Source organism: Pseudomonas lini (assembly GCF_030812475.1).
Classification (GTDB): domain Bacteria; phylum Pseudomonadota; class Gammaproteobacteria; order Pseudomonadales; family Pseudomonadaceae; genus Aquipseudomonas; species Aquipseudomonas lini_A.
Genome location: NZ_JAUSSR010000002.1, coordinates 167,675 through 188,965 on the forward strand (window position 1 = coordinate 167,675; position 21,291 = coordinate 188,965).

The window sequence follows — 21,291 nt, forward strand, 5'->3', positions numbered from 1 at the left end:
GGTGTGCCATGAGTTACAACGTCACTATTGAACCGACCGGTGAAGTCATCGAAGTGGAGGAGGGCCAGACCATACTTCAGGCGGCGCTGCGCCAGGGTGTCTGGCTGCCGTTCGCCTGCGGGCATGGCACCTGCGCCACCTGCAAAGTGCAAGTGGTCGAGGGAGAAGTGGATATCGGCGCGGCCTCTCCATTCGCACTGATGGACATTGAACGTGACGAACGCAAGGTTTTAGCCTGCTGCGCCATACCACTCTCCGACCTGGTGATTGAGGCCGACGTCGATGCGGATCCGGACTTCCTCGGCCATCCGGTAGCGGATTACAACGGGGTGATCAGTGCCATCGTCAATCTCTCGCCAACCATCAAGGGCGTGCACATCCGCCTGGACCGGCCTCTGCCGTTCCAGGCCGGGCAATACGTCAATCTGTCCTTTCCGGGCATAGACGGTACTCGCGCCTTCTCCCTGGCCAACCCGCCGAGCAAGGCCGACGAAATAGAGCTGCATGTGCGCCTGGTCGAGGGCGGGGTAGCCACCGGTTTTATCCACAACCAACTGAAAGTAGGCGATCAGGTGGAGCTGTCCGGGCCCTATGGACAGTTCTTCGTCCGCGACTCCCAGGCCGGCGCGTTGATCTTCATCTGCGGTGGTTCCGGGCTTTCCAGTCCGCAGTCGATGATCCTCGATCTGCTGGAGCGAGGCGACGGCCGCCAGATGACCCTGTTCCAGGGCGCTCGCAACCGTGCCGAGCTGTATAACCGCGAGTTGTTCGAGGGGTTGGCGGCGCAGCACGAACACTTCAGCTATGTGCCAGCGCTCAACCAGGCCAATGACGACCCTGAATGGCAAGGTTTCAAGGGCTTCGTACACGACGCCGTCAAGGCGCATTTCGACGGTCGTTTCAGTGGGCAGAAGGCCTACCTGTGCGGTCCTCCTCCCATGATCGACGCCGCCATTACAACCTTGATGCATGGTCGGTTGTTCGAGCGCGACATTTTCATGGAGAGGTTCTTCACCGCTGCTGACGGTAGCGCCGAGAGCTCCCGTTCGGCCCTGTTCAAACGCATCTGAGGTGCGCCATGAACACGAGTGGTTTTGAAATTCGCGAAATCGTCAGCGGTCAGTCGTTCCGTTGCACGCCCGGTCTGTCGGTGCTGCACGCGATGGAGCAACAGGGTAAGCGTTGCGTGCCCGTAGGCTGCCGGGGAGGGGGCTGCGGGCTGTGCAAAGTGCGCATTCTGAGCGGTACCTACCAGTGTCGAAAGATGAGCTGTAGACATATTTCGCCCGAAGCGGCCCTGCAAGGTCTGGCCTTGGCCTGCCAATTGTTTCCCGAGACTGACCTGAGCATCGAATGCCTACGCCACCCAGGCCCAGGCGATTACAACAACAAGAACCAGCAAGAGGTGTTGTCATGAAAAAAGGCGTAATGCGACCTGGCCACGTCCAGCTTCGCGTACTCAATCTGGAGAGCGCTCTGATCCATTACCGCGACCTGCTCGGCCTGATCGAGATGGACCGCGACGACCAGGGGCGCATCTATCTGAAGGCCTGGACCGAGGTCGACAAATTTTCCGTGGTGCTGCGTGAGGCTGACGAGCCTGGCATGGATTTCATGGGCTTCAAGGTGCTCGATGACGCAACCCTGACCAGGCTCAGCGAAGACCTGTTGAATTACGGGTGCATGATCGAAAGTATTCCCGCCGGAGAGCTCAAGGGATGCGGCCGGCGCATTCGTTTTCAGGCACCCTCCGGGCATTTTTTCGAGCTCTACGCCGACAAGGAATACACCGGAAAATGGGGCGTCGAAGAGATCAACCCGGAAGCCTGGCCACGCAATCTCGAAGGTATGCGGGCACAGCGTTTTGATCACTGCCTGATGTATGGCGACGAACTTCAGGCGACCCACGACCTGTTCACCGAGGTGCTCGGATTCTACTTGGCCGAGCAGGTGATTGACGACGACGGTACGCGTATCGCGCAGTTCCTCAGCCTTTCGACCAAGGCGCATGACGTGGCCTTTATTCATCATGCAGAGAAGGGCAAGTTCCATCACGTCTCGTTCTTCCTGGAAACCTGGGAGGACATATTGCGCGCCGCCGACTTGATTTCCATGACCGACACGTCGATCGACATCGGCCCAACCCGCCACGGTCTGACCCATGGCAAAACCATTTACTTCTTCGACCCTTCGGGCAATCGCAACGAGGTGTTCTGTGGTGGGGATTACAACTATCAGGACCATCGACCGGTGACGTGGTTGGCCAAGGACTTGGGTAAGGCGATTTTCTATCACGATCGTGTGCTGACCGAGAGTTTCCTGACGGTGCTGACTTGAAACCCCGGCTCGCCTTATTGCAGAGAATGCGCAAATGAAAGAGATCAAGCATTTCATTAATGGTGCCTTCGTAGGTTCGGTCAACGGCCGCACCTTTGAAGACATCAATCCGGTCAACGGCCAGCTCATCGGCCATGTGCACGAGGCCGGCCGGGCCGAGGTCGACGCCGCGGTGCAGGCGGCCCGAGCAGCATTGCACGGGCCGTGGGGCAAGATGAGCGTGGACGAGCGGGCGGCCATCCTGCACCGCGTGGCCGACGGGATTACAGCGCGCTTCGACGAGTTTCTGGACGCTGAATGTCTGGACACTGGCAAACCCGGGTCGCTCGCCCGCCATATCGATATTCCGCGCGGCGCAGCCAACTTCAAAGTGTTCGCCGACCTGCTGAAGAACGTGCCCGGCGAAGCTTTCGAGATGGGTACACCAGACGGCAGCGGTGCGATCAACTACGCGGTCCGGCGCCCCAAGGGAGTGATCGGTGTGATCAGTCCGTGGAATCTGCCGCTGCTGTTGATGACATGGAAAGTCGGGCCTGCCCTGGCGTGCGGCAACACCGTGGTGGTCAAGCCTTCCGAGGAAACCCCGTTGACCGCGACTTTGCTGGGTGAGGTGATGCAGACGGCCGGCGTACCGCCCGGCGTGTACAACGTTGTTCATGGTTTCGGTGGTGACTCCGCCGGTGCCTTTCTCACCGAGCACCCGGATGTCGATGCGTTCACCTTTACTGGCGAGACCGGTACCGGCGAGCTGATCATGCGCGCCGCTGCCAAGGGCGTGCGTCAGGTCTCGCTGGAGCTGGGCGGCAAGAACGCCGGCATCGTCTTTGCCGATTGCGATATGGACAAGGCCATCGAAGGCACCCTGCGGTCGGCATTCGCCAACTGCGGCCAGGTTTGTCTCGGTACTGAGCGTTTGTACGTCGAACGCTCGATTTTCGACGAATTCGTCGCGCGGTTGAAAGCGGGTGCCGAGAACCTGGTGATCGGTCCGCCGAACGACCCGGCGAGCAACTTCGGTCCATTGGTGAGTCTCAAGCACCGCGAGAAGGTGCTGTCCTACTACCAACAAGCAATCGACGACGGTGCCACCGTGGTCACTGGCGGGGGCGTGCCGCAGATGCCGGATGCGTTATCCGGCGGTGCCTGGATACAGCCAACTATCTGGACTGGGCTGGCCGACGACTCAGCGGTAGTCACTGAAGAAATCTTCGGGCCGTGCTGCCATATCCGTCCATTCGACAGTGAACCCGAAGCCATTGCCTTGGCGAACAGACTGCCCTACGGCCTGTCCGCGACTCTCTGGAGCGAGAACGTCGGCCGTGCTCACCGGGTCGCTGCACAACTGGAAGCCGGCATCGTCTGGGTCAATAGCTGGTTCCTGCGTGACCTGCGCACCGCCTTTGGTGGCAGCAAGCAATCCGGGATCGGCCGAGAAGGGGGTGTGCACTCGCTGGAGTTTTACACCGAACTGAAAAACATCTGCGTAAAGTTGTGAGGCCGTCATGAACGCACACGCAAACAGCCCTGAAATCGGTCGCGAAATCCTCGCCGCCGGCTATCGCACTAACCTGCATGACAGCGGCGAAGGTTTCCCGCTGATGATGATCCACGGCTCCGGCCCTGGAGTCACCGCCTGGGCCAACTGGCGCCTGGTGATACCGGAACTGGCCAAGAGCCGCCGGGTGATCGCTCCGGACATGCTCGGCTTCGGCTACAGCGAGCGTGCAGCAGACGGTCAATATCACCAGCAGCGCTGGGTCGAGCATGCACTTGGCGTGCTTGATGCGCTGGGCATCGAACAGGCCGACCTGATCGGTAACTCCTTCGGCGGCGGGTTGGCCCTGGCCTTGGCGATTCGCCACCCCGAGCGTGTACGTCGGCTGGTATTGATGGGCAGCGTCGGCGTGAGCTTCCCGATCACTCCAGGACTGGATGAAGTCTGGGGTTACGAACCGTCCTTCGACAACATGCGCAAACTGATGGACACGTTTGCCTACGACCGTGGCCTGGTGACCGACGAGTTGGCCGAACTGCGCTACCAGGCCAGCGTACGTCCCGGTTTTCAGGAGTCGTTCGCGCAAATGTTCCCGGCACCGCGTCAGCGTTGGGTCGATGGTCTGGCCAGCAGCGAGGCGGATATTCGCGCCTTGCCCCATCAGACCCTGGTGATCCATGGACGCGAGGATCAGGTGATCCCCTTGGCCACGTCGCTGACCCTGGCCGATTTAATCGTCCGCGCGCAATTGCACGTATTTAACCAGTGCGGCCACTGGACGCAGATTGAACATGCCGCCCGCTTTGCGCGCCTGGTCGGTGACTTCCTCGCCGAGGCAGACGCCACTAGCCTTTCCTCAGAGAGATGAGAATGGACAAGATATTGATCAACGAGCTCGGCGACGAGCTATACCAGGCGATGGTTAACCGCGAAGCGATCAGCCCGCTGACCGAGCGCGGTTTCGACATCAGCATCGACGACGCCTATCACATCTCGCTGCGTATGCTCGAGCGCCGCCTGGCGGCCGGGGAGCAGATCATTGGCAAGAAGATCGGGGTTACCAGCAAGGCGGTGCAGAACATGCTCAATGTTCACCAGCCGGACTTTGGTTACCTGACCAACCGCATGGTGTTCAACAGCGGCGAGGCGGTGCCTATCAGCCAGTTGCTGATGCAGCCCAAGGCCGAGGGCGAGATCGCCTTCATCCTCAAAAAAGATCTGATTGGCCCCGGCGTGACCAACGCGGATGTGCTGGCTGCCACCGAATGCGTAATGCCTTGTTTCGAAATCGTCGATTCGCGTATTCGCGACTGGAAAATCAAGATTCAGGACACGGTAGCGGACAACGCCTCCTGCGGCCTGTTCGTACTTGGTGACCAAGCCGTGTCGCCGCGCCAGGTCGACCTGGTCACCTGCGGCATGGTGGTAGAAAAGAATGGCCACGTGATCAGCACGGGGGCCGGTGCGGCGGCACTCGGATCACCGGTCAACTGTGTGGCCTGGCTAGCCAACACCCTTGGCCGCTTCGGTATCGCGCTCAAAGCCGGCGAAGTGATTCTTTCCGGTTCGCTGGTGCCGCTGGAGCCAGTCAAGGCTGGCGACATCATGCGCGTCGACATCGGTGGTATCGGCAGCGCCTCCGTGCGCTTTACCTGATCCTGGGAGCTAATAATGAACAATAAACTCAAAGTTGCCATCGTCGGTTCCGGCAACATCGGCACCGACCTGATGATCAAGATCCTGCGTAACGCCAGGCACCTGGAAATGGCGGTCATGGTCGGTATCGACCCGGCCTCCGATGGCCTGGCCCGCGCGTCGCGCCTGGGCGTGGCCGTCACTCACGAAGGCGTCGAAGGCCTGACCCGCATGGACGTATTCAAGGACATCGACTTCGTGTTCGATGCCACCTCGGCCGGCGCCCACGTCAAGAACGACGCGTTCCTGCGTTCGATCAAACCCGGCATCCGTCTGATCGACCTGACGCCCGCGGCGATCGGTCCGTACTGCGTGCCGGTGGTCAATCTGGAGCAGAACCTGGATCAGCTCAACGTCAACATGGTCACCTGTGGTGGCCAGGCGACCATTCCGATGGTCGCGGCGGTATCGCGGGTGGCGAAGGTGCATTACGCGGAAATCGTTGCTTCGATCGCCAGTAAATCCGCTGGCCCTGGGACTCGTGCCAATATCGACGAGTTCACCGAAACCACTTCCAAGGCCATCGAGGTCATTGGCGGTGCAGCCAAGGGCAAGGCAATCATCGTGATGAACCCGGCCGAGCCGCCATTGATGATGCGCGATACAGTGTTTGTGTTGTCCGAAGCGGCGGATCAGGCGCTGGTCGAGGCCTCCATCGTCGAAATGGCGGCGGCCGTGCAGGCTTATGTGCCGGGCTATCGCCTCAAGCAGAACGTGCAGTTCGATGTCATCCCCGAAGACGCGCCGCTGCACATTCCCGGCCTCGGCACCTTCTCCGGGCTCAAGACTTCGGTGTTCCTCGAAGTCGAAGGCGCCGCCCATTATCTGCCAGCCTACGCCGGCAACCTCGACATCATGACCTCCGCAGCCTTGGCCACCGCCGAGCGCATGGCGCAGTCGATGCTCAACGCCTGAGGAGACCGACATGACTTTCAATCCTGGTAAAAAACTCTACATCTCAGACGTGACCCTGCGCGACGGCAGCCACGCGGTGCGCCACCAGTATTCGCTGCAGAACGTGCAGGACATCGCCCGCGCCCTGGACAAGGCCAAGGTCGACTCGATCGAAGTGGCGCACGGTGATGGGCTGCAAGGCTCGAGCTTCAACTATGGCTTCGCCGCGCACACCGATCTGGAGTGGATCGAAGCGGCGGCCGATGTGATCAGTCACGCCAAAATCACCACCTTGCTGCTGCCCGGCATCGGCACCGTACATGACCTCAAAGCGGCCTACAACGCTGGAGCCCGGGTGGTGCGCATCGCCACCCATTGCACCGAGGCCGACGTGTCGAAACAGCACATCGAGTACGCCCGCGAGCTGGGCATGGACACCGTCGGGTTCCTGATGATGAGCCACATGATCCCGGCCGAGCAGTTGGCTGCCCAGGCCAAGCTGATGGAAAGCTACGGCGCGACCTGCGTGTACATGGCCGACTCCGGTGGCGCGATGAACATGCAGGATGTGCGCGAGCGATTCCGCGCGTTCAAGGCGGTGCTCAAGCCGGAAACCGAAACCGGCATGCACGCGCATCACAACCTGTCGCTCGGCGTGGCCAACTCGATCACGGCGGTCGAGGAAGGCTGCGACCGCATCGACGCCAGCCTCGCCGGCATGGGCGCGGGCGCCGGTAACGCGCCGCTGGAAGTGTTCATCGCCGCCGCCGAACGCCTGGGCTGGAACCACGGCACCGACCTGTACACGCTGATGGATGCGGCGGATGACATCGTGCGTCCGCTGCAGGACCGCCCGGTGCGGGTCGACCGCGAGACCCTGGCCCTGGGTTACGCCGGCGTCTATTCAAGCTTCCTGCGCCACGCCGAAATCGCTGCCGCCAAGTACGGTCTCAAGACCCTCGATATCCTCGTCGAACTGGGCAAACGCCGGATGGTCGGCGGCCAGGAAGACATGATCGTCGACGTCGCCCTTGATCTTTTGGCCGCCCGTAAGGAGCAACGCTCATGAAGCGTACCCTGACCCGCGAACAGGTGTTGGCCCTCGCCGAACATGTGGAAAACGCCGAACTGAATGTGCATGACATCAGCAAGGTGACTAACGATTATCCAGAAATGACCTTTGCAGACGCCTACGACGTGCAATGGGAAATCCGCCGGCGCAAGGAAGCCCGTGGCAACAAGATCGTCGGGATGAAGATGGGCCTGACCTCCTGGGCGAAAATGGCACAGATGGGTGTGGAGACACCGATCTATGGCTTTCTCGCCGACTACTTCAGCATTGCCGACGGCGGCGTGGTGGACTGCTCGAAATTGATCCACCCCAAGATCGAGGCAGAGATCAGTTTCGTCACCAAGGCGCCTCTGTACGGCCCTGGTTGCCACATCGGTCAGGTACTGGCCGCCACCGACTTTGTTATCCCGACTGTGGAAGTGATTGACTCGCGCTTCGAGAACTTCAAGTTCGACCTGATCAGCGTGGTTGCCGACAACGCCTCATCGACCCGTTTTATCACAGGCGGGCAAATGGCCAATGTGGCCGACCTTGACCTGCGCACTCTCGGTGTTGTGATGGAGAAAAACGGTGAAGTGGTGGAACTCGGTGCTGGCGCTGCGGTGCTCGGTCATCCGGCGTCCAGTGTGGCGATGTTAGCCAATCTGCTGGCCGAGCGCGGCGAACACATCCCGGCGGGTAGTTTCATAATGACCGGCGGCATCACCGCAGCGGTGCCGGTGGCGCCGGGTGACAACATCACCGTACGTTACCAGGGCCTCGGCTCGGTTTCAGCACGCTTTATCTAACCTCTTTTGCTGCCGGCTTGCGAGCCGGCCGCTAAACGCAAGGAAAGGCACCATGCCGATTGCCCAGTTGTATATCCTCGAAGGTCGTACCGATGAACAGAAAGAAACGCTGATCCATGAAGTCAGCGAAGCGATGTCGCGTTCCCTGGACGCGCCTATCGAGCGGGTCAGAGTGATCATCACCGAAATGCCGAAAAACCATTTTGGTATCGGCGGTGAATCGGCGAGCAAGCTCAAGCGCTAGTGTTTTTTTGATAAAAGGGGTGCCTCTGCTGGAAATGGCCTGGCTTCGTGTATTTCCAGGTTATTACGCTTCGCGCAGTTATTAAGCAGTCGTTGAAAAGCTAACAATACACCTGATGTTCAAGCTTTACTCCGCACCTTCGCAAGGATACCGCGATTGCCCCTTTACGCGTCCGGCACCAACCGATTCAACTGCAGCGCCAGCTCTAATAATTGATATTGCTGCGCACTCGAAACACTAACCAAGCACAATTCTGATATGGCGGAATTAAAATGAATAATAACAAAAACAATACTTGTTCGGCACAAAAAACACCTTCTTTCAATGTTGTTTATTTCTTGTTTTTTACTTGTCTCAGCATGCTGGCTGTTGGCGTTGCAAACAGCGTTCAGGCAACAGAAGGTGGCGGATCCAGCTATCCAATGGGTGCTGAAAACTACATGAGTGGCGCCATGCCCCCGCCTGGTTTTTACGGTGTGGTTTTTTCGAACCATTACGATGCGGACTCACTGCGAAGCAACAGCGGAGAAAAACTGCCGGTAGATTTTCGAGTCAAAGCCAGTTCGATTGACCCGCGCTTTATCTGGGTCACCGATCAGCAGGTTTTAGGCGGCGCCCTGGGATTTCATACCATTATGCCTTTAGTTGACCTGAAGGTTGAGCTCAACGGCCAGTCGCAAAGGAAGCGGGGAGTGGGCGATATGATATTCGGCACGGCGCTGGGCTATCACTTGAGCGAGAAGTTTCACGCCATCCTTGCTCTCGATATCATAACGCCGACCGGTGAGTATGATCGTAATGATCTGGCCAACATCGGTCGAAATTATTGGGGCATACAACCTATCGTCGCACTGTCATATATCGATCCTGCAGGATTGAATGTTGATGCAAAAATCATGTACGACTTCAATCTGAAAAATAATGCTACCGATTACACCTCGGGGCAGGAGTTTCATATGGACTATGCAATGGGGTGGGGGCTTGGCAATGGTTGGGTCTTGGGCGTCGGTGGCTATATCTATCAGCAGACTACGGATGATCGGCAGTATGGTGAACGGATTGAAAACAACAAAGGGCATGCGTTTGCTATTGGTCCATCTATTAAATATACCAGCAGTAAAGGTTGGTTTTTGACTGCGAAATGGCAACAGGAGTCAGAAGTGCGAAACAGAGCCGAAGGCAATGCGTATTGGTTGAAATTGGCGATACCTTTTTAGATGAGCCTGGTCTGATTTGTAACGAGTGCGCTCTTTACGCTGCTGGAGCGCCCCCCAACCGTCATGTGTAAATGGTTCGATAGCGCTCACGGGTGATTTGATCGTCGTCCTTAGGCCTTGGGCTCGTTACTGTAAGGCCCCTGAGCAAAAAAGCCTGGATACGTTTCTCTCGCGATACTGCTTGGGCGTCATGGACAGTTTTTCCTGGAACAGTCGGGTCATGTGGCTTTGATCCGAGAATCCGCAATCCATGGCGACCGCTTTCAACGGTACATCACGCACCGTAGACAAGATCCGCTCAGCTTTTTTCAAGCGGCGCGACTGAACGTACTGATGGGGCGAGACCCCGTACACAGCCCCGAACACCCGTACAAAGTACGACGGGCTCAGGTCAACTATGGCGGCCATGTCTTTGACCGAAATCGGGCAGGACAGGTGTGAATCGATGTATTGCTGAAGCTGGTCGCGCTTCATGTTTGTCAGGCGAGACGCTTGATCGCTGTCTCTCCGATCACACCGCACATACTGGCGCAGCAGATGAATGCATATCTGAATTTCTAGCGTCTGGGCGAAGATGCGGCTCCCCGGTTCGCCACTCAAACACTCCATTTCATAGGCCGCCATGAGCCTGGAGAGTTTCGCGTCGTTGACCATGGGGCAGTGGTCGACAAAGACTCCGCCAACATCCTGCTGAAAAACTTCATTGGCAACCTTTGCCATCATCGCTTGCGAGATGTAGATATGACTGACCTCGATATCGTTCATCCAGTACCACCTGGATGATTCGCCTCGAGTCAAAATGGTGACGTCGTTATCGCCAACGGACCATTTTTGCCATTGCTTGCCATCATGGAAACCCAGATTGGATGTTCCCGATTTCCATCTCACCAGCTCGTAATCGCGCATGCCAGGGATGCTGACTTCGGTTTTGTCAAAACGATAGCCCCGAATTGACATGCCGTTATCGGGGGCAGTCTCAACGGTACCTTTGATCGTGACCTCGCCTGGGATAACGTCCAGCATTTTTTCTGGCGTTAAGAGGATGGCACTCATCACGACTCCCTTTTTATTTGTATTGGCAGTGGAGTTTTTTATCAGCACTTGGTGGTTTTTGAGTGTTGATGGCGTAGCGTTCTCACATTCAAAACCTAACACATCCTTCAAGTTTGTACGCAAGACGGGCTTGCCATCGATCGGAGAGATTTCCACCACTCGTCTGGCAAGCCGTCTCTTACTTCACCTGGGTTTCGTGGTCGCTCGGCTCGGTAAAACCCGGCCGCCATCGGCGCAGGTGAGTGTGGCGCTCGTAGGCCTGCGCCGATGGGTAAGTCACCAGTTCAATCGTGCTTCCCCAAGGCGTGCGAGTGTATACGTAGCGATTACCTTTCCCGGCGTCACCGCCTGGGAGGTCGCCTGGGCGGCTGAGCAGAACGCCACCAGCCTTCTCCAGACGATTGGCGGCAGTGTCGATATCGTCAACGTAGATACAGATGTGCTGAATACCCAAGTCGCTTGGAACAACGGGCTGCGACTGCGGCACCCCAGTGTAGGAAAACAGCTCCAGGTTGGGGCCGTTGCCGAGGCGAAGCATGCGGATTGCGGTAATCACAGCGCCGGGTGCGATGCCCAGTCCCACCTCCACTTCAGGTCCCCCCAAGGGTGCGTCAAGCATGTCGTATAGCTTCTCGGCACCAAAGGCGTCGACGAAGAATCGCGTTGCCGCTTCGATATCGGGAACGGTGATGCCTACGTGTTCGATCGCACGAACATTCATGCCAACTCTCCTATTTTCGCTGCCGCCCAGAATCCTGACTGGGTCGCCTCATACATCCGCCCGCCACGGGATCTCGTGCCGATGCTATGGACGCGGATGTCATCGACTGACGCCTCCAGGACAGTCGAAGCATGGCGCGCAGTCGCCATCACCACATGGCCGTCATCGGGCGCCGCGCCTGTTGTCCGGATCGATACGTCCAGGCTCTGGAGCAGGCCAGTGAGATGATCGCGCTGCATATCATTGGTATCGACACCCACCCCGTCAGCGGATGAAACAAGGCTGACCTTTTTACCTTGCTCGGCCAGCCACAGGGCGGCGAACATTGCGGTCTCGGTTTCACCAAACACGGTGATTTCGTCAGCCACGGGCAGATCGCCGTTTGCCAGCAGGTCGGCAACATCCGCACCCTGATCCTGGGCAACGGTACCGGTGGCAAGCAGTACTGTGTCCCATGGGCTCAAGTCGAGATCGGTGGCATCGGTATTGAGTTGCACGTCGACGCCCACGCGTTCAATTTCGGTCTCGTAATACCGGATCATGTTCTTGACCTCCATGCGAAAAGGGCTCGCAGCAGCCCAGGCATGAAGCTGGCCGCCGATGCGATCCGATTTCTCGACCAGGCGCACCTGGTGTCCGCGCTCAGCGGCCAGGATCGCGGCCTCACAGCCGGACGGCCCGCCACCGACGATCAATACTCGCTGTTGTTTCGAAGCAGGGCGACGAGCGTCACTCGCCCGACGTTCCTGGCCGAGGCTAGGGTTTATCACGCACTGTGTGCCCTTGCCATTGAACATCCACCGTGAGATGCATTCATTGACCGCCAGGCAGCGGCGGACACTCTGCGGTTGGCCGCGTCGTGTCTTGTTAACCGTTTCAGGGTCCGCAAGACCGGATCGACCCAAGGCCACGAAGTCGAGTTCGCCGTTGGACACCGCTTGTGCCATCTCATCAAAGAGCCAGGTGAGACGACCGACGCCGATCACCGGGATCGAAACACGCTTTTTCACAAGCTTGGCGTAATTCACCAACGATCCTGGCGGGACCATGGGCAGCAACGTCATCGCCGTGTCGTAGTTCCCGGCACTGACATCCAGGGCGTCAACGTAAGGTTCGAGCATTTCGCAGAAGGCCAGGCCATCTTCCAATGAGAGGCCGCCCTCGTAAGGCTCCATCACGCTCAGGCGATACAGGATCGGGAAATCCGCACCGACCTGTTCGCGAATCCCGCGCACGACGTCGAGGGCAAAACGTGCCCGGTTCTCCAGGGATCCGCCCCAGCGGTCAGTACGTTTATTTGTGAAAGGGGAGAGAAACTGACCGAGCAAATAACCATGTGCACCGTGCAGCTCAACGGCATCAAAGCCAGCAGCCACGGCGCGTCGGGCACCTTGGACGTACTTGTCGACCAGCCCGGGAATTTCATGTTCTTCGATTGCTCGCGGTGGGGTGCCAAAGGCGCTGGTGATGCCTGCTGTCGGCGCGAGTGGCGGTTCGTTCCGTTCCGTATTGCCTTGGGAGTTCTGGCGGCCGGTGTGATGCAACTGCACCGCGATCTTCGCGCCTTCGCCGTGGACGGCGTCGACCAGATTGCTGAGTGCGCCGATGAACCTGTCGTGGTCAATTCGCATCGGGTGGCCGGCCGTGCGCCCGACTTCCCAATCGATTGAGGTGTTTTCTGTGATGATTAGACCGACCCCTCCACGGGCGCGGGCCCGATGGTATTCGATCAGCTTATCGTCAACCTCACCGAAGGTGCTGGCGAACTGAGTGAATATCGGCGCTTGCACAAAGCGGTTGCGCAATTGCAGGGTGCCGATCCGCCCGGGCTGGTAGAGCGCCGCAGCAGGGCTGTCTGTAACTACAAGATTACGGATGTCTGGATGTGCCATTGCCATCTCCTCATTATTTTTTTGTTTTGAGGTTCGAGCATGGAATGAGAACGGGCAGGAGTATTGAACGTTTATGCCGAGGCGTTGAAGAATCCTGCTTAGGCGTCGCAGCGGTACCAGCCGAGCTCAAGGTAGAGCTCGCCTGGTCAATGACTGCTCGAGCGCACGAGTAATATTCACGCCTGTGATGGAATGTATGAGAGTTGCGGTATTTATCAATAGCGCTCGGTTGGCGATGATTTGGTTACACCAATAACAATCAGTCTCACGGGTAACTTGCCATGCGTACTTCTCAATCCAAATTGCAAATCGGTATTGTTGGCGGCGGTATTGCCGGTGTGGCCCTGGCCCTGGACTTGTGCCGTCATTCCCATCTGAGCGTCCAGCTGTTCGAATCGGCTCCAGCCTTTGGCGAGGTTGGAGCAGGTGTCTCCTTCGGCGCCAATGCCGTTCGTGCCATCGCGGGTCTGGGTATTGCCGAACCCTACCGCAAGATTGCCGACCAGACCCAGGACCCCTGGCAGGACATCTGGTTCGAATGGCGTCGTGGTGAAGATGCCGGTTATCTGGGCGCCAGCCTGGCCGAAGGGGTAGGGCAGTCTTCGGTACACCGTGCCGACTTCCTCGACGCCCTGGCCAGCCAGTTGCCCGAAGGGATCGCCCAGTTCGGCAAGCGCGCCGTCAGCGTGGAGCAGGATGCCGAACAGGCTCGTGTACTGTTCACCGATGGCACTGAGCATCGCTGCGACCTGTTGATCGCCGCGGACGGTATCAAGTCTTCAATTCGTGATCATGTGCTCAACGGTCTTGGCCAACCCCTGGTGGCGCCGCGTTTCAGCGGTACCTGCGCCTACCGCGGGATGATCGACAGCGAACAGCTGCGTGCAGCGTACCGGGCCCGGGGTGTCGATGAGCACTTGATCGATGTCCCGCAGATGTATCTGGGGCTTGATGCACATATCCTCACGTTCCCGGTCAAACAAGGCCGCCTTATCAACGTAGTGGCCTTCATTTCCGATCGCAGCCGCCCTGATCCAACCTGGCCGACCGATTCACCGTGGGTGCGCAATGCCAGCCAGGAAGAAATGCTCTCTGCCTTCAATCATTGGGGAGACGCTGCACGGGTGCTGCTCGAATGCATTCCAGCCCCCACCCTTTGGGCGTTGCATGAACTCGATGAGTTGCCAGGTTACGTGCACGGTCGCGTGGGGCTGATCGGCGATGCTGCGCACGCCATGTTGCCGCACCAGGGCGCTGGCGCAGGTCAGGGGCTGGAAGACGCCTGGCTTCTGGCCCGATTGCTGGCCGATCCACAGGTCTTGGACAGCCAGCCACAAGCGGTGCTCGCGGCTTACGACGCCATCCGTCGTCCGCGTGCCTGCCGTGTGCAGCGTACTTCCTGGGAAGCCGGGGAGCTGTATGAAATGCGCGATCCAGCGGTAGCCGATGATGAACAACTGCTGGGCAAGACCTTGGCAGAGCGGTTCGACTGGCTGTGGAATCACGATATGCAGTCCGACCTTCAAGAGGCTCGTGCCCAGTTAGGTTGGCGCGCACTCGCCTAATGATTTGAACCGACAAGCACGGAGAGAGCATCCAGCGGCTCTCTTCGTTCGTGATGACAAATAAGATCTGGTGAATCAAGATGACAGTAAAAATTTCTCAACTGCCGCCATTGCAGCAATTCTTCCGACAAGCCTCGGGACTGGACAACAACGAAGGCGATCCACGCCGCAAGCAGATCGTTTTGCGTTTGCTGCAGGAAGTCGCCCGAGTGATTGAAGATTTGCAGATCAGCGACGATGAGTTCTGGGGGGCGGTGGACTACGTCAACCGCCTGGGTGCCAAGAACGAAGCAGGTTTGCTGGTCGCTGGACTTGGCATCGAACACTTCCTTGATCTGCTGGCGGATGCCAGGGATGCCGAGGCGGGCCGGACCGGCGGCACACCACGGACGATTGAAGGTCCGTTGTACGTAGCAGGTGCCCCACTGTGTGAGTATCAAACCCGAATGGATGATGGGAGCGAGGACGGCACAGCAACGGTGATGTTCCTGGAGGGACGCGTAACCGACTTGAACGGTCAGCCGATCGCCGGAGCCACCGTGGACTTGTGGCAAGCCAACACCCAGGGCAACTACTCATACTTCGACAAGAGCCAGTCGGAATTCAACTTGCGTCGACGGATTCTCACGGACGCCAATGGATGCTACCGGGCTCGTAGCGTCGTGCCTTCGGGGTACGGTTGCGATCCAGCCGGCCCCACTCAGGAATGCCTCGATCAGTTGGGCCGTCACGGGCAGCGACCAGCTCATATCCACTTCTTCATTTCCGCCCCTGGGCATGAACATCTGACCACGCAGATCAACTTGTCGAATGACGAGTACCTGTGGGACGACTTCGCCTACGCGACACGCGATGGACTGATCGGCGAAGTCAGTTTCGTCGATGACGAGGCACGGGGCGCATTCATGGGCGTGGCAGGGTGCTTTGCCGAGATGACGTTCAATTTCAGCCTGCGTCCGGCCGCGAGCGAAGAAGTAAGCCATCGTAGCCAACGCCCGCGAGCGTTGCAGTCTGCCTGACAAACCGACGTTTTCTCGGCTTTGACGAATCACTTCAAGGAGACAACGATGTCCCGGACCGATGCACAATCGATGAACATCCGCGCCGCAGTGCTGCGCACCTCCGGAGCCCCATTACAGATCGAGGACGTCCTGCTCGAGGCCCCTCGACCTACCGAGGTGCGCGTCCGTGTTGTCGCCACAGGCGTCTGCCACACGGACATGGTGGTGCGAGACCAGCTGTTTCCTACACCGCTGCCCATCATCCTCGGCCATGAAGGTGCGGGTGTAGTCGATGCTGTCGGTTCCGCCGTCACCACGGTAAAATCGGGCGATCACGTGGTCATGACCTATATGTCATGCGGCCTTTGCCTGCCTTGCGAAACGGGCCACCCGGCCCACTGTACGCACATGCACCCGCTGAACTTCGGTGGCGGCCGACTCGATGGCAGTACTTCTGCTTGCGCTTGTGGCAACGACCACGCCATCCATGACCATTTCTTCGGCCAATCCTCTTTTTCCACTTACACGATCGCCAATGAACGCAACGTGGTCAAAGTCGCGAAGCAGGCGCCATTGGAACTGTTGGGGCCGCTGGGTTGCGGCATCCAGACTGGCGCGGGATCGGTCCTCAATGCACTGAAGGTTGAGGCCGGATCGAGCTTCGCCGCCTTTGGCGCGGGCGCGGTCGGCCTGGCAGCGGTAATGGCTGCGAAGGTCGCAGGCGCTACGACCATCATTGCTGTGGACGTCACTCCGAGTCGGCTGGAACTGGCGCGCGAACTGGGGGCCACCCATGTCATCAACAGCCGCGAAGAAGATCCGGTTCAACGTATTCATGCCATCACTCAGAGCGGTGTCAATTACAGCCTCGAATGCTCCGGGCGCTCCGAAGTTCTGCGCCAGGCGATCGACTCACTCACCACGCTTGGCACCTGTGGCATCGTCGGCGCTACCAAAGTCGGCACCGAGGTGGCCTTCAATATCAACGACGTGATGATTCCCGGCAAACGGATCATGGGCATCGTCCAAGGCGATGTCGTTGCCAATGCCTTTATTCCGAAGCTGGTTGATCTCTATCTGCAGGGCCGATTCCCCTTCGACAAGCTTTGCAAGTTTTACGAGTTCGAAGAGGTTAACCAGGCGATGGCCGATAGCGAGCGCGGTGTCACCATCAAACCGATTCTTCGCATGCCAGCCCCTGCTTCGGTCTGATTATTTCGATTTCAAAGGTACCTGCAATGAACGTTCAACTCGTAATAGACAATCAAAAACTCGACGCCTCCAATGGCAAGACCTTCCAGCGTGTCGATCCGCTCAGCGCCGCTACCGTGAGCGTAGGTGCAGCCTGCAGCGTCGAGGACGCCATCCGTGCCGCCGAATCTTCCCAGCGCGCTTTTCGGACGTGGTCCAGAACCGGCCCAACCGAGCGCCGGCGCATTCTGCTGGCGGCTGCCGATGCCCTGGAATCGAAAATGGCGCAGTTCTGCTCGGTCATGGCCGAAGAGATCGGCGCTTCGCAACTGTGGGCACAATTCAACGTGGGCGCATCGGCCAACCTGTTGCGTGAAGCCGCGGCCCTGACCACACAAATCAAAGGCGAAACCATTCCTACAGATAAACCGGGCGCACTGTCGATGACGTTGCGCCAACCGGTGGGCGCGGTACTGAGCATCGTGCCCTGGAACGGTCCGGTCATCCTTGGCGCACGCGCTATTGCCTACCCGTTGGCGTGTGGCAACACGGTAATTTTCAAGGGTTCGGAAAGCAGCCCACGTACTCATGCATTGCTGGCCGAAGCGTTCTACGATGCCGGTCTGCCTGCGGGCGTGTTGAACTTTTTGATAAGCGCGCCAGAGGACGCGTCTGCCGTAACTGAAGCGTTGGTAGCGCATGACGTTGTGCGTCGAGTGAATTTCACCGGCTCGACCAAGGTCGGCCGCATGATCGCCCAGACCTGTGCCAGTCATCTCAAGCGCTGCCTCCTGGAGCTGGGTGGCAAAGCCCCTTTCATCGTCCTGGATGACGCGGATATCGACGGGGCAGTCAATGCCGCCGTTTTCGGAGCATTCCTTTACCAGGGACAAATCTGCATGTCGACCGAGCGTTTCGTGGTCGATGAAGCGGTTGCCGACCAGTTCGTTTCCCGTTTCGCAGAACGCGTGCGGTCGCTGGAGACGGGCGTTCCATCGACGACTCCAGGCTGCGTGATTGGCCCGATGATCGGTCAGGGCTCTGTACAACGGATCAACCATCTGCTCGACGACGCCATTGGCAAGGGTGCTGACATCGTGGCTGGCGGCCTGGCGGAAAATGCCCTGATGGGCCCGACACTGGTCGATCGGGTGACCCGTGAGATGTCGATCTACGACGAAGAGACCTTTGGCCCGGTGACAACGATCGTCCGGGTAAAAGGCGCCGAGCAGGCGCTGCAGGTGGCCAACGACACCGCCTACGGTCTTTCGTCCTCAATATTCAGTCGCGATGTCACACGGGCATTGGAGTTGGCCGGCCGACTGGATGCCGGCTGCGTACACATCAATGGCGCTACCGTGCAAAACGAGCCTCAGGCCCCCTACGGTGGGATGAAGAAGAGCGGCTATGGACGCTTTGATGGCAGCGCAGTCATCGAGGAGTTTACCGAGGTCAAGTGGGTCACGGTTGAACCCTCCAACCAGCCTTATCCATTCTAGGATTGAAACCGGCGCGTAATGCGCCGGTTTTTTTGCACTCGGGTGCCACGGCACAGCCTTGTCTCATTAGCCGCACCGCCATGCCTCCAGGGATTACAAAGCGCTACTGCTTTTGCGGGTCGAACTGCTTGTCCCTGATAAACAGCGCCGGAATCACGCCACAGATGAAGTAGGCCGCACCCATGACCAGAAAACCCACACCGATCGAGCCATGCGAGGCGAGGAAGCCGATAGCGGCCGGGGCAACCGCTGCACCCAGACGCCCGATATTGTAGGCACCGCCCACGGCGGACCCGCGAAATTTGGCTTCGAAACTTTCGGTCATGTACGTGGCGTTTACACCGTAAGGAACACCATACAAAAAGCCGAACACCACCAACATCCACAGTATGTTTTCCTGGCTTTGGAATAACACGATCACCGGCAGGAATAACGCGGTCCCCAAGGCGCCAAAGGCGAACACGGCACGACGCCCGATACGGTCAGCCGCGATGCCAGCCAGAATTTTACCAAGGATCATGGCGGTATAGGTGCCCACCATATAGCTGGTCATGGATTTGAGGTTCATGCCCAGTTCGCTTTCCAGGTACGTCGGCATCCAGTTGTTCACACCGTAGTAACCGAACTGCAGAAAGCCGGCAGTCAGGGCCCAGAAGATAAACATCCGACTGGCCTGCGGATCACTGAAGATCAGCTTGTACATGCTCTCGCGTTTTGCGGGGATTGACTGTTGGGTGCCGGTGATTTTTTTCCTGGCGCGCTCGGCCTGAGCGTTGATCCAGGCTTGTGGCTCCGGCACGAAACGTTGCATCACCACGGCCAGGATCACCGGGATAATGGCGATGTAGAACAGCCAGCGCCAGCCATGGATGGGCAGTATCCAGCCAGCCAGCAGCGTCGCAACGATATACCCCACCGACCAGCCTGCCTGCAGGGTGCCGAGTACTGTTGTGCGGTAGCGGGTAGGCACGTATTCGGACATCAGCGTGTTGCAGGCCACATACAATGCGCCGATCCCCAGCGAGGACACGAACCGGGTGATCGCGAACTGCCAATAGCTATGGGTCAGGCCCAGGACAGCGGTGCCGACGGAAAACAGTACGATACTCCAGACGACGGTTTTCACCCGGCCGAAACGATCGCAGGCCCAGCCACCGTAGATGCCACCGATGGCCATTCCGGCCAGGGTGAAGCTGCCCAGGCTGCCGGCCTCTACGTTGGTCAGGCCGAATTCGGCCTTCAAGCTGCTGAGGCTGTAGGACAGCAGCATCAGATCGGCACCGTCGATCAACAATCCAAGAAAGCAGAAGATGAAGACCAGTACCCAGGTACTGGATTTGGCGTGCGTCGTCGCACTCGCCTGAGCAGCAGCGTCCATAGCGTTACCTTATTGTATTTATATGGGAGGTGACTTGAGCCGGGAATTGAAAGTCCGTGGCCTCAGCTTTGCGCGTCGCGGATCATGTTTCGGGCAATGACCAGCTGTTGGATCTGGGTGGTGCCTTCATAAATGCGGAACAGACGAACATCCCGATAGAAGCGCTCGATGGCATATTCGCTCACATAGCCGGCGCCACCATGAATCTGAACGCAGCGGTCGGCGACCCGTCCGCACATTTCAGTGGAGAACATCTTGGCGCAGGAGGCTTCAGTGCTGACGTTACGTCCGTCATCACGCTTGCGTGCCGCATCCAGCACCATGCAGCGACTGGCATAGATTTCAGCCTTGCTGTCGGCGAGCATGGCCTGGATCAGTTGAAACTCGGCAATCGGCTTGCCAAACTGTTTGCGCTCAAGCGCGTAGCGCAAGGCATCGTCGAGCATCCGCTCAGCGGCGCCGACACTCAAAGCCGCGATATGCAAACGCCCCTTGTCGAGTACCTTCATCGCGGTCTTGAAGCCTACGCCTTCGACACCACCGATCAGTTGGCTGGCGGGGACCCGTGCATTCTCGAATATCACGTCGCAGGTATGGGCACCTTTGTGGCCCATTTTGTGGTCGGGCTTACCCAGCGACACGCCGGGTGTTCCACGCTCGACAACGAACGCGCTGATGCCGGCGGCGCCCCTGATCTCGGCATTGGTTCGCGCCATGACCGTATAGATGCCGGCGTGCGGGGCGTTGGTGATGAAGCGCTTGGTGCCATTGAGAATGTAGCTGTCGCCATCGCGCACGGCGTTGGTTTTGAGCGAGGCGGCATCTGAACCGGCGTCCGGCTCTGTCAGGCAGAAGGAACTGAGCAGCTCGCCACTGGCCAGCTTGGGCAGGTAGTGATGCTTCTGTTCTTCAGTGCCGTCCAGGAGGATACCGATGGAGCCGATGCCGTTGTTGGTCCCGATGTAGGAACGAAACGCCGGTGAAGTGCGGCCCAGCTCGAAGGCAATATTCACCTCTTCCTCCATCGTGACGCCCAAGCCTCCAAACTCTTCCGGGAGCGTCAGGCCGAACAAGCCCATTTCCCGCATCTGCTCAACGATGTCCTGGGGGATCGCGTCGGTGTCAGCCACTTCGTTTTCACGGGGAATCAGCACTTCGCTGACGAACTGCCGAAGGGAATCCAAGAGTATCTGCAGGGTTTCGGTATCACGGATCATGTGCGCTCCTGCGGCTCGCAAGCGAGCCGGTT

General features: G+C 58.6%; 20 protein-coding genes. 15 read left to right on the forward strand and 5 right to left on the reverse strand.

What is annotated here, in order from left to right; genetic code table 11:
• The first annotated feature begins 8 nt into the window (after positions 1-8).
• The 11 genes from dmpP to J2W17_RS04660 all read left to right on the forward strand — a co-directional run bounded on the left by dmpP (position 9) and on the right by J2W17_RS04660 (position 9,742).
• Positions 9-1,070, forward strand: a complete 1,062-nt coding sequence (gene dmpP, locus J2W17_RS04610) for a phenol 2-monooxygenase reductase component DmpP (RefSeq protein ID WP_307329948.1) — start codon at positions 9-11, stop codon at positions 1,068-1,070.
• Between the two features lie 8 nt (positions 1,071-1,078).
• Positions 1,079-1,417: a 2Fe-2S iron-sulfur cluster binding domain-containing protein gene (locus J2W17_RS04615; protein WP_307329951.1), complete on the forward strand. Its 339-nt coding sequence runs from the start codon at positions 1,079-1,081 to the stop codon at positions 1,415-1,417.
• On the forward strand, positions 1,414-2,337 hold the full coding sequence (locus tag J2W17_RS04620) for a catechol 2,3-dioxygenase (protein ID WP_307329956.1): 924 nt from the start codon (positions 1,414-1,416) through the stop codon (positions 2,335-2,337). The genes J2W17_RS04615 and J2W17_RS04620 overlap by 4 nt, the downstream gene beginning before the upstream one ends.
• Before the next feature lie 34 nt (positions 2,338-2,371).
• The gene (locus J2W17_RS04625; protein WP_307329958.1) at positions 2,372-3,832 is read left to right on the forward strand and encodes a 2-hydroxymuconic semialdehyde dehydrogenase; all 1,461 of its coding nucleotides are present in this window, start codon (positions 2,372-2,374) and stop codon (positions 3,830-3,832) included.
• A 7-nt stretch (positions 3,833-3,839) separates the two neighbouring features.
• Positions 3,840-4,700 (forward strand): alpha/beta fold hydrolase, encoded by an 861-nt coding sequence (locus J2W17_RS04630; RefSeq protein WP_307329960.1) that lies wholly within the window; start codon positions 3,840-3,842, stop codon positions 4,698-4,700.
• Between the two features lie 2 nt (positions 4,701-4,702).
• A complete protein-coding gene (dmpE, locus tag J2W17_RS04635; RefSeq protein ID WP_307329963.1) occupies positions 4,703-5,488 on the forward strand; it encodes a 2-oxopent-4-enoate hydratase in 786 nt (261 codons plus the stop codon).
• A 15-nt stretch (positions 5,489-5,503) separates the two neighbouring features.
• Positions 5,504-6,442 (forward strand): acetaldehyde dehydrogenase (acetylating), encoded by a 939-nt coding sequence (locus tag J2W17_RS04640; protein ID WP_307329966.1) that lies wholly within the window; start codon positions 5,504-5,506, stop codon positions 6,440-6,442.
• Between the two features lie 10 nt (positions 6,443-6,452).
• Entirely contained in the window at positions 6,453-7,490 is a 1,038-nt protein-coding gene (gene dmpG, locus J2W17_RS04645) for a 4-hydroxy-2-oxovalerate aldolase (RefSeq protein ID WP_307329969.1), read from the forward strand.
• Positions 7,487-8,281: a 2-oxo-3-hexenedioate decarboxylase gene (gene dmpH / locus J2W17_RS04650; RefSeq protein WP_307329972.1), complete on the forward strand. Its 795-nt coding sequence runs from the start codon at positions 7,487-7,489 to the stop codon at positions 8,279-8,281. The genes dmpG and dmpH overlap by 4 nt, the downstream gene beginning before the upstream one ends.
• Complete coding sequence (locus J2W17_RS04655) at positions 8,223-8,525, forward strand: 2-hydroxymuconate tautomerase (protein WP_307329976.1); 303 nt, start codon at positions 8,223-8,225, stop codon at positions 8,523-8,525. Before dmpH ends, J2W17_RS04655 begins: the two co-directional genes overlap by 59 nt.
• A gap of 359 nt (positions 8,526-8,884) precedes the next feature.
• The gene (locus tag J2W17_RS04660; RefSeq protein ID WP_307330951.1) at positions 8,885-9,742 is read left to right on the forward strand and encodes a SphA family protein; all 858 of its coding nucleotides are present in this window, start codon (positions 8,885-8,887) and stop codon (positions 9,740-9,742) included.
• Between the two features lie 126 nt (positions 9,743-9,868).
• Here J2W17_RS04660 and J2W17_RS04665 read toward each other — a convergent pair whose 3' ends face one another.
• From J2W17_RS04665 to J2W17_RS04675, 3 genes are all read right to left on the reverse strand, one after another.
• Positions 9,869-10,795, reverse strand: coding sequence for a helix-turn-helix domain-containing protein (locus J2W17_RS04665; RefSeq protein ID WP_307329979.1), 927 nt, complete (start codon positions 10,793-10,795; stop codon positions 9,869-9,871).
• Between the two features lie 178 nt (positions 10,796-10,973).
• On the reverse strand, positions 10,974-11,516 hold the full coding sequence (locus J2W17_RS04670) for a VOC family protein (RefSeq protein ID WP_307329982.1): 543 nt from the start codon (positions 11,514-11,516) through the stop codon (positions 10,974-10,976).
• Entirely contained in the window at positions 11,513-13,408 is a 1,896-nt protein-coding gene (locus tag J2W17_RS04675) for an oxidoreductase (protein ID WP_307329985.1), read from the reverse strand. The genes J2W17_RS04670 and J2W17_RS04675 overlap by 4 nt, the downstream gene beginning before the upstream one ends.
• Positions 13,409-13,689: 281 nt before the next feature.
• Between J2W17_RS04675 and salA the strand changes: the two genes are divergently transcribed.
• From salA to J2W17_RS04695, 4 genes are all read left to right on the forward strand, one after another.
• Positions 13,690-14,973: a salicylate 1-monooxygenase gene (salA, locus tag J2W17_RS04680; protein ID WP_307329987.1), complete on the forward strand. Its 1,284-nt coding sequence runs from the start codon at positions 13,690-13,692 to the stop codon at positions 14,971-14,973.
• Between the two features lie 80 nt (positions 14,974-15,053).
• A complete protein-coding gene (catA, locus tag J2W17_RS04685) occupies positions 15,054-15,992 on the forward strand; it encodes a catechol 1,2-dioxygenase (RefSeq protein ID WP_307329990.1) in 939 nt (312 codons plus the stop codon).
• Between the two features lie 48 nt (positions 15,993-16,040).
• The gene (locus J2W17_RS04690; protein ID WP_307329994.1) at positions 16,041-17,186 is read left to right on the forward strand and encodes an NAD(P)-dependent alcohol dehydrogenase; all 1,146 of its coding nucleotides are present in this window, start codon (positions 16,041-16,043) and stop codon (positions 17,184-17,186) included.
• A gap of 26 nt (positions 17,187-17,212) precedes the next feature.
• The gene (locus J2W17_RS04695; RefSeq protein WP_307329999.1) at positions 17,213-18,664 is read left to right on the forward strand and encodes an aldehyde dehydrogenase; all 1,452 of its coding nucleotides are present in this window, start codon (positions 17,213-17,215) and stop codon (positions 18,662-18,664) included.
• A gap of 103 nt (positions 18,665-18,767) precedes the next feature.
• On the opposite strand, the gene J2W17_RS04700 is transcribed toward J2W17_RS04695, so the two are convergent.
• Positions 18,768-20,042, reverse strand: a complete 1,275-nt coding sequence (locus J2W17_RS04700) for an MFS transporter (RefSeq protein WP_307330002.1) — start codon at positions 20,040-20,042, stop codon at positions 18,768-18,770.
• A gap of 62 nt (positions 20,043-20,104) precedes the next feature.
• Positions 20,105-21,259, reverse strand: coding sequence for an acyl-CoA dehydrogenase family protein (locus tag J2W17_RS04705; RefSeq protein WP_307330005.1), 1,155 nt, complete (start codon positions 21,257-21,259; stop codon positions 20,105-20,107).
• Positions 21,260-21,291 lie beyond the last annotated feature (32 nt).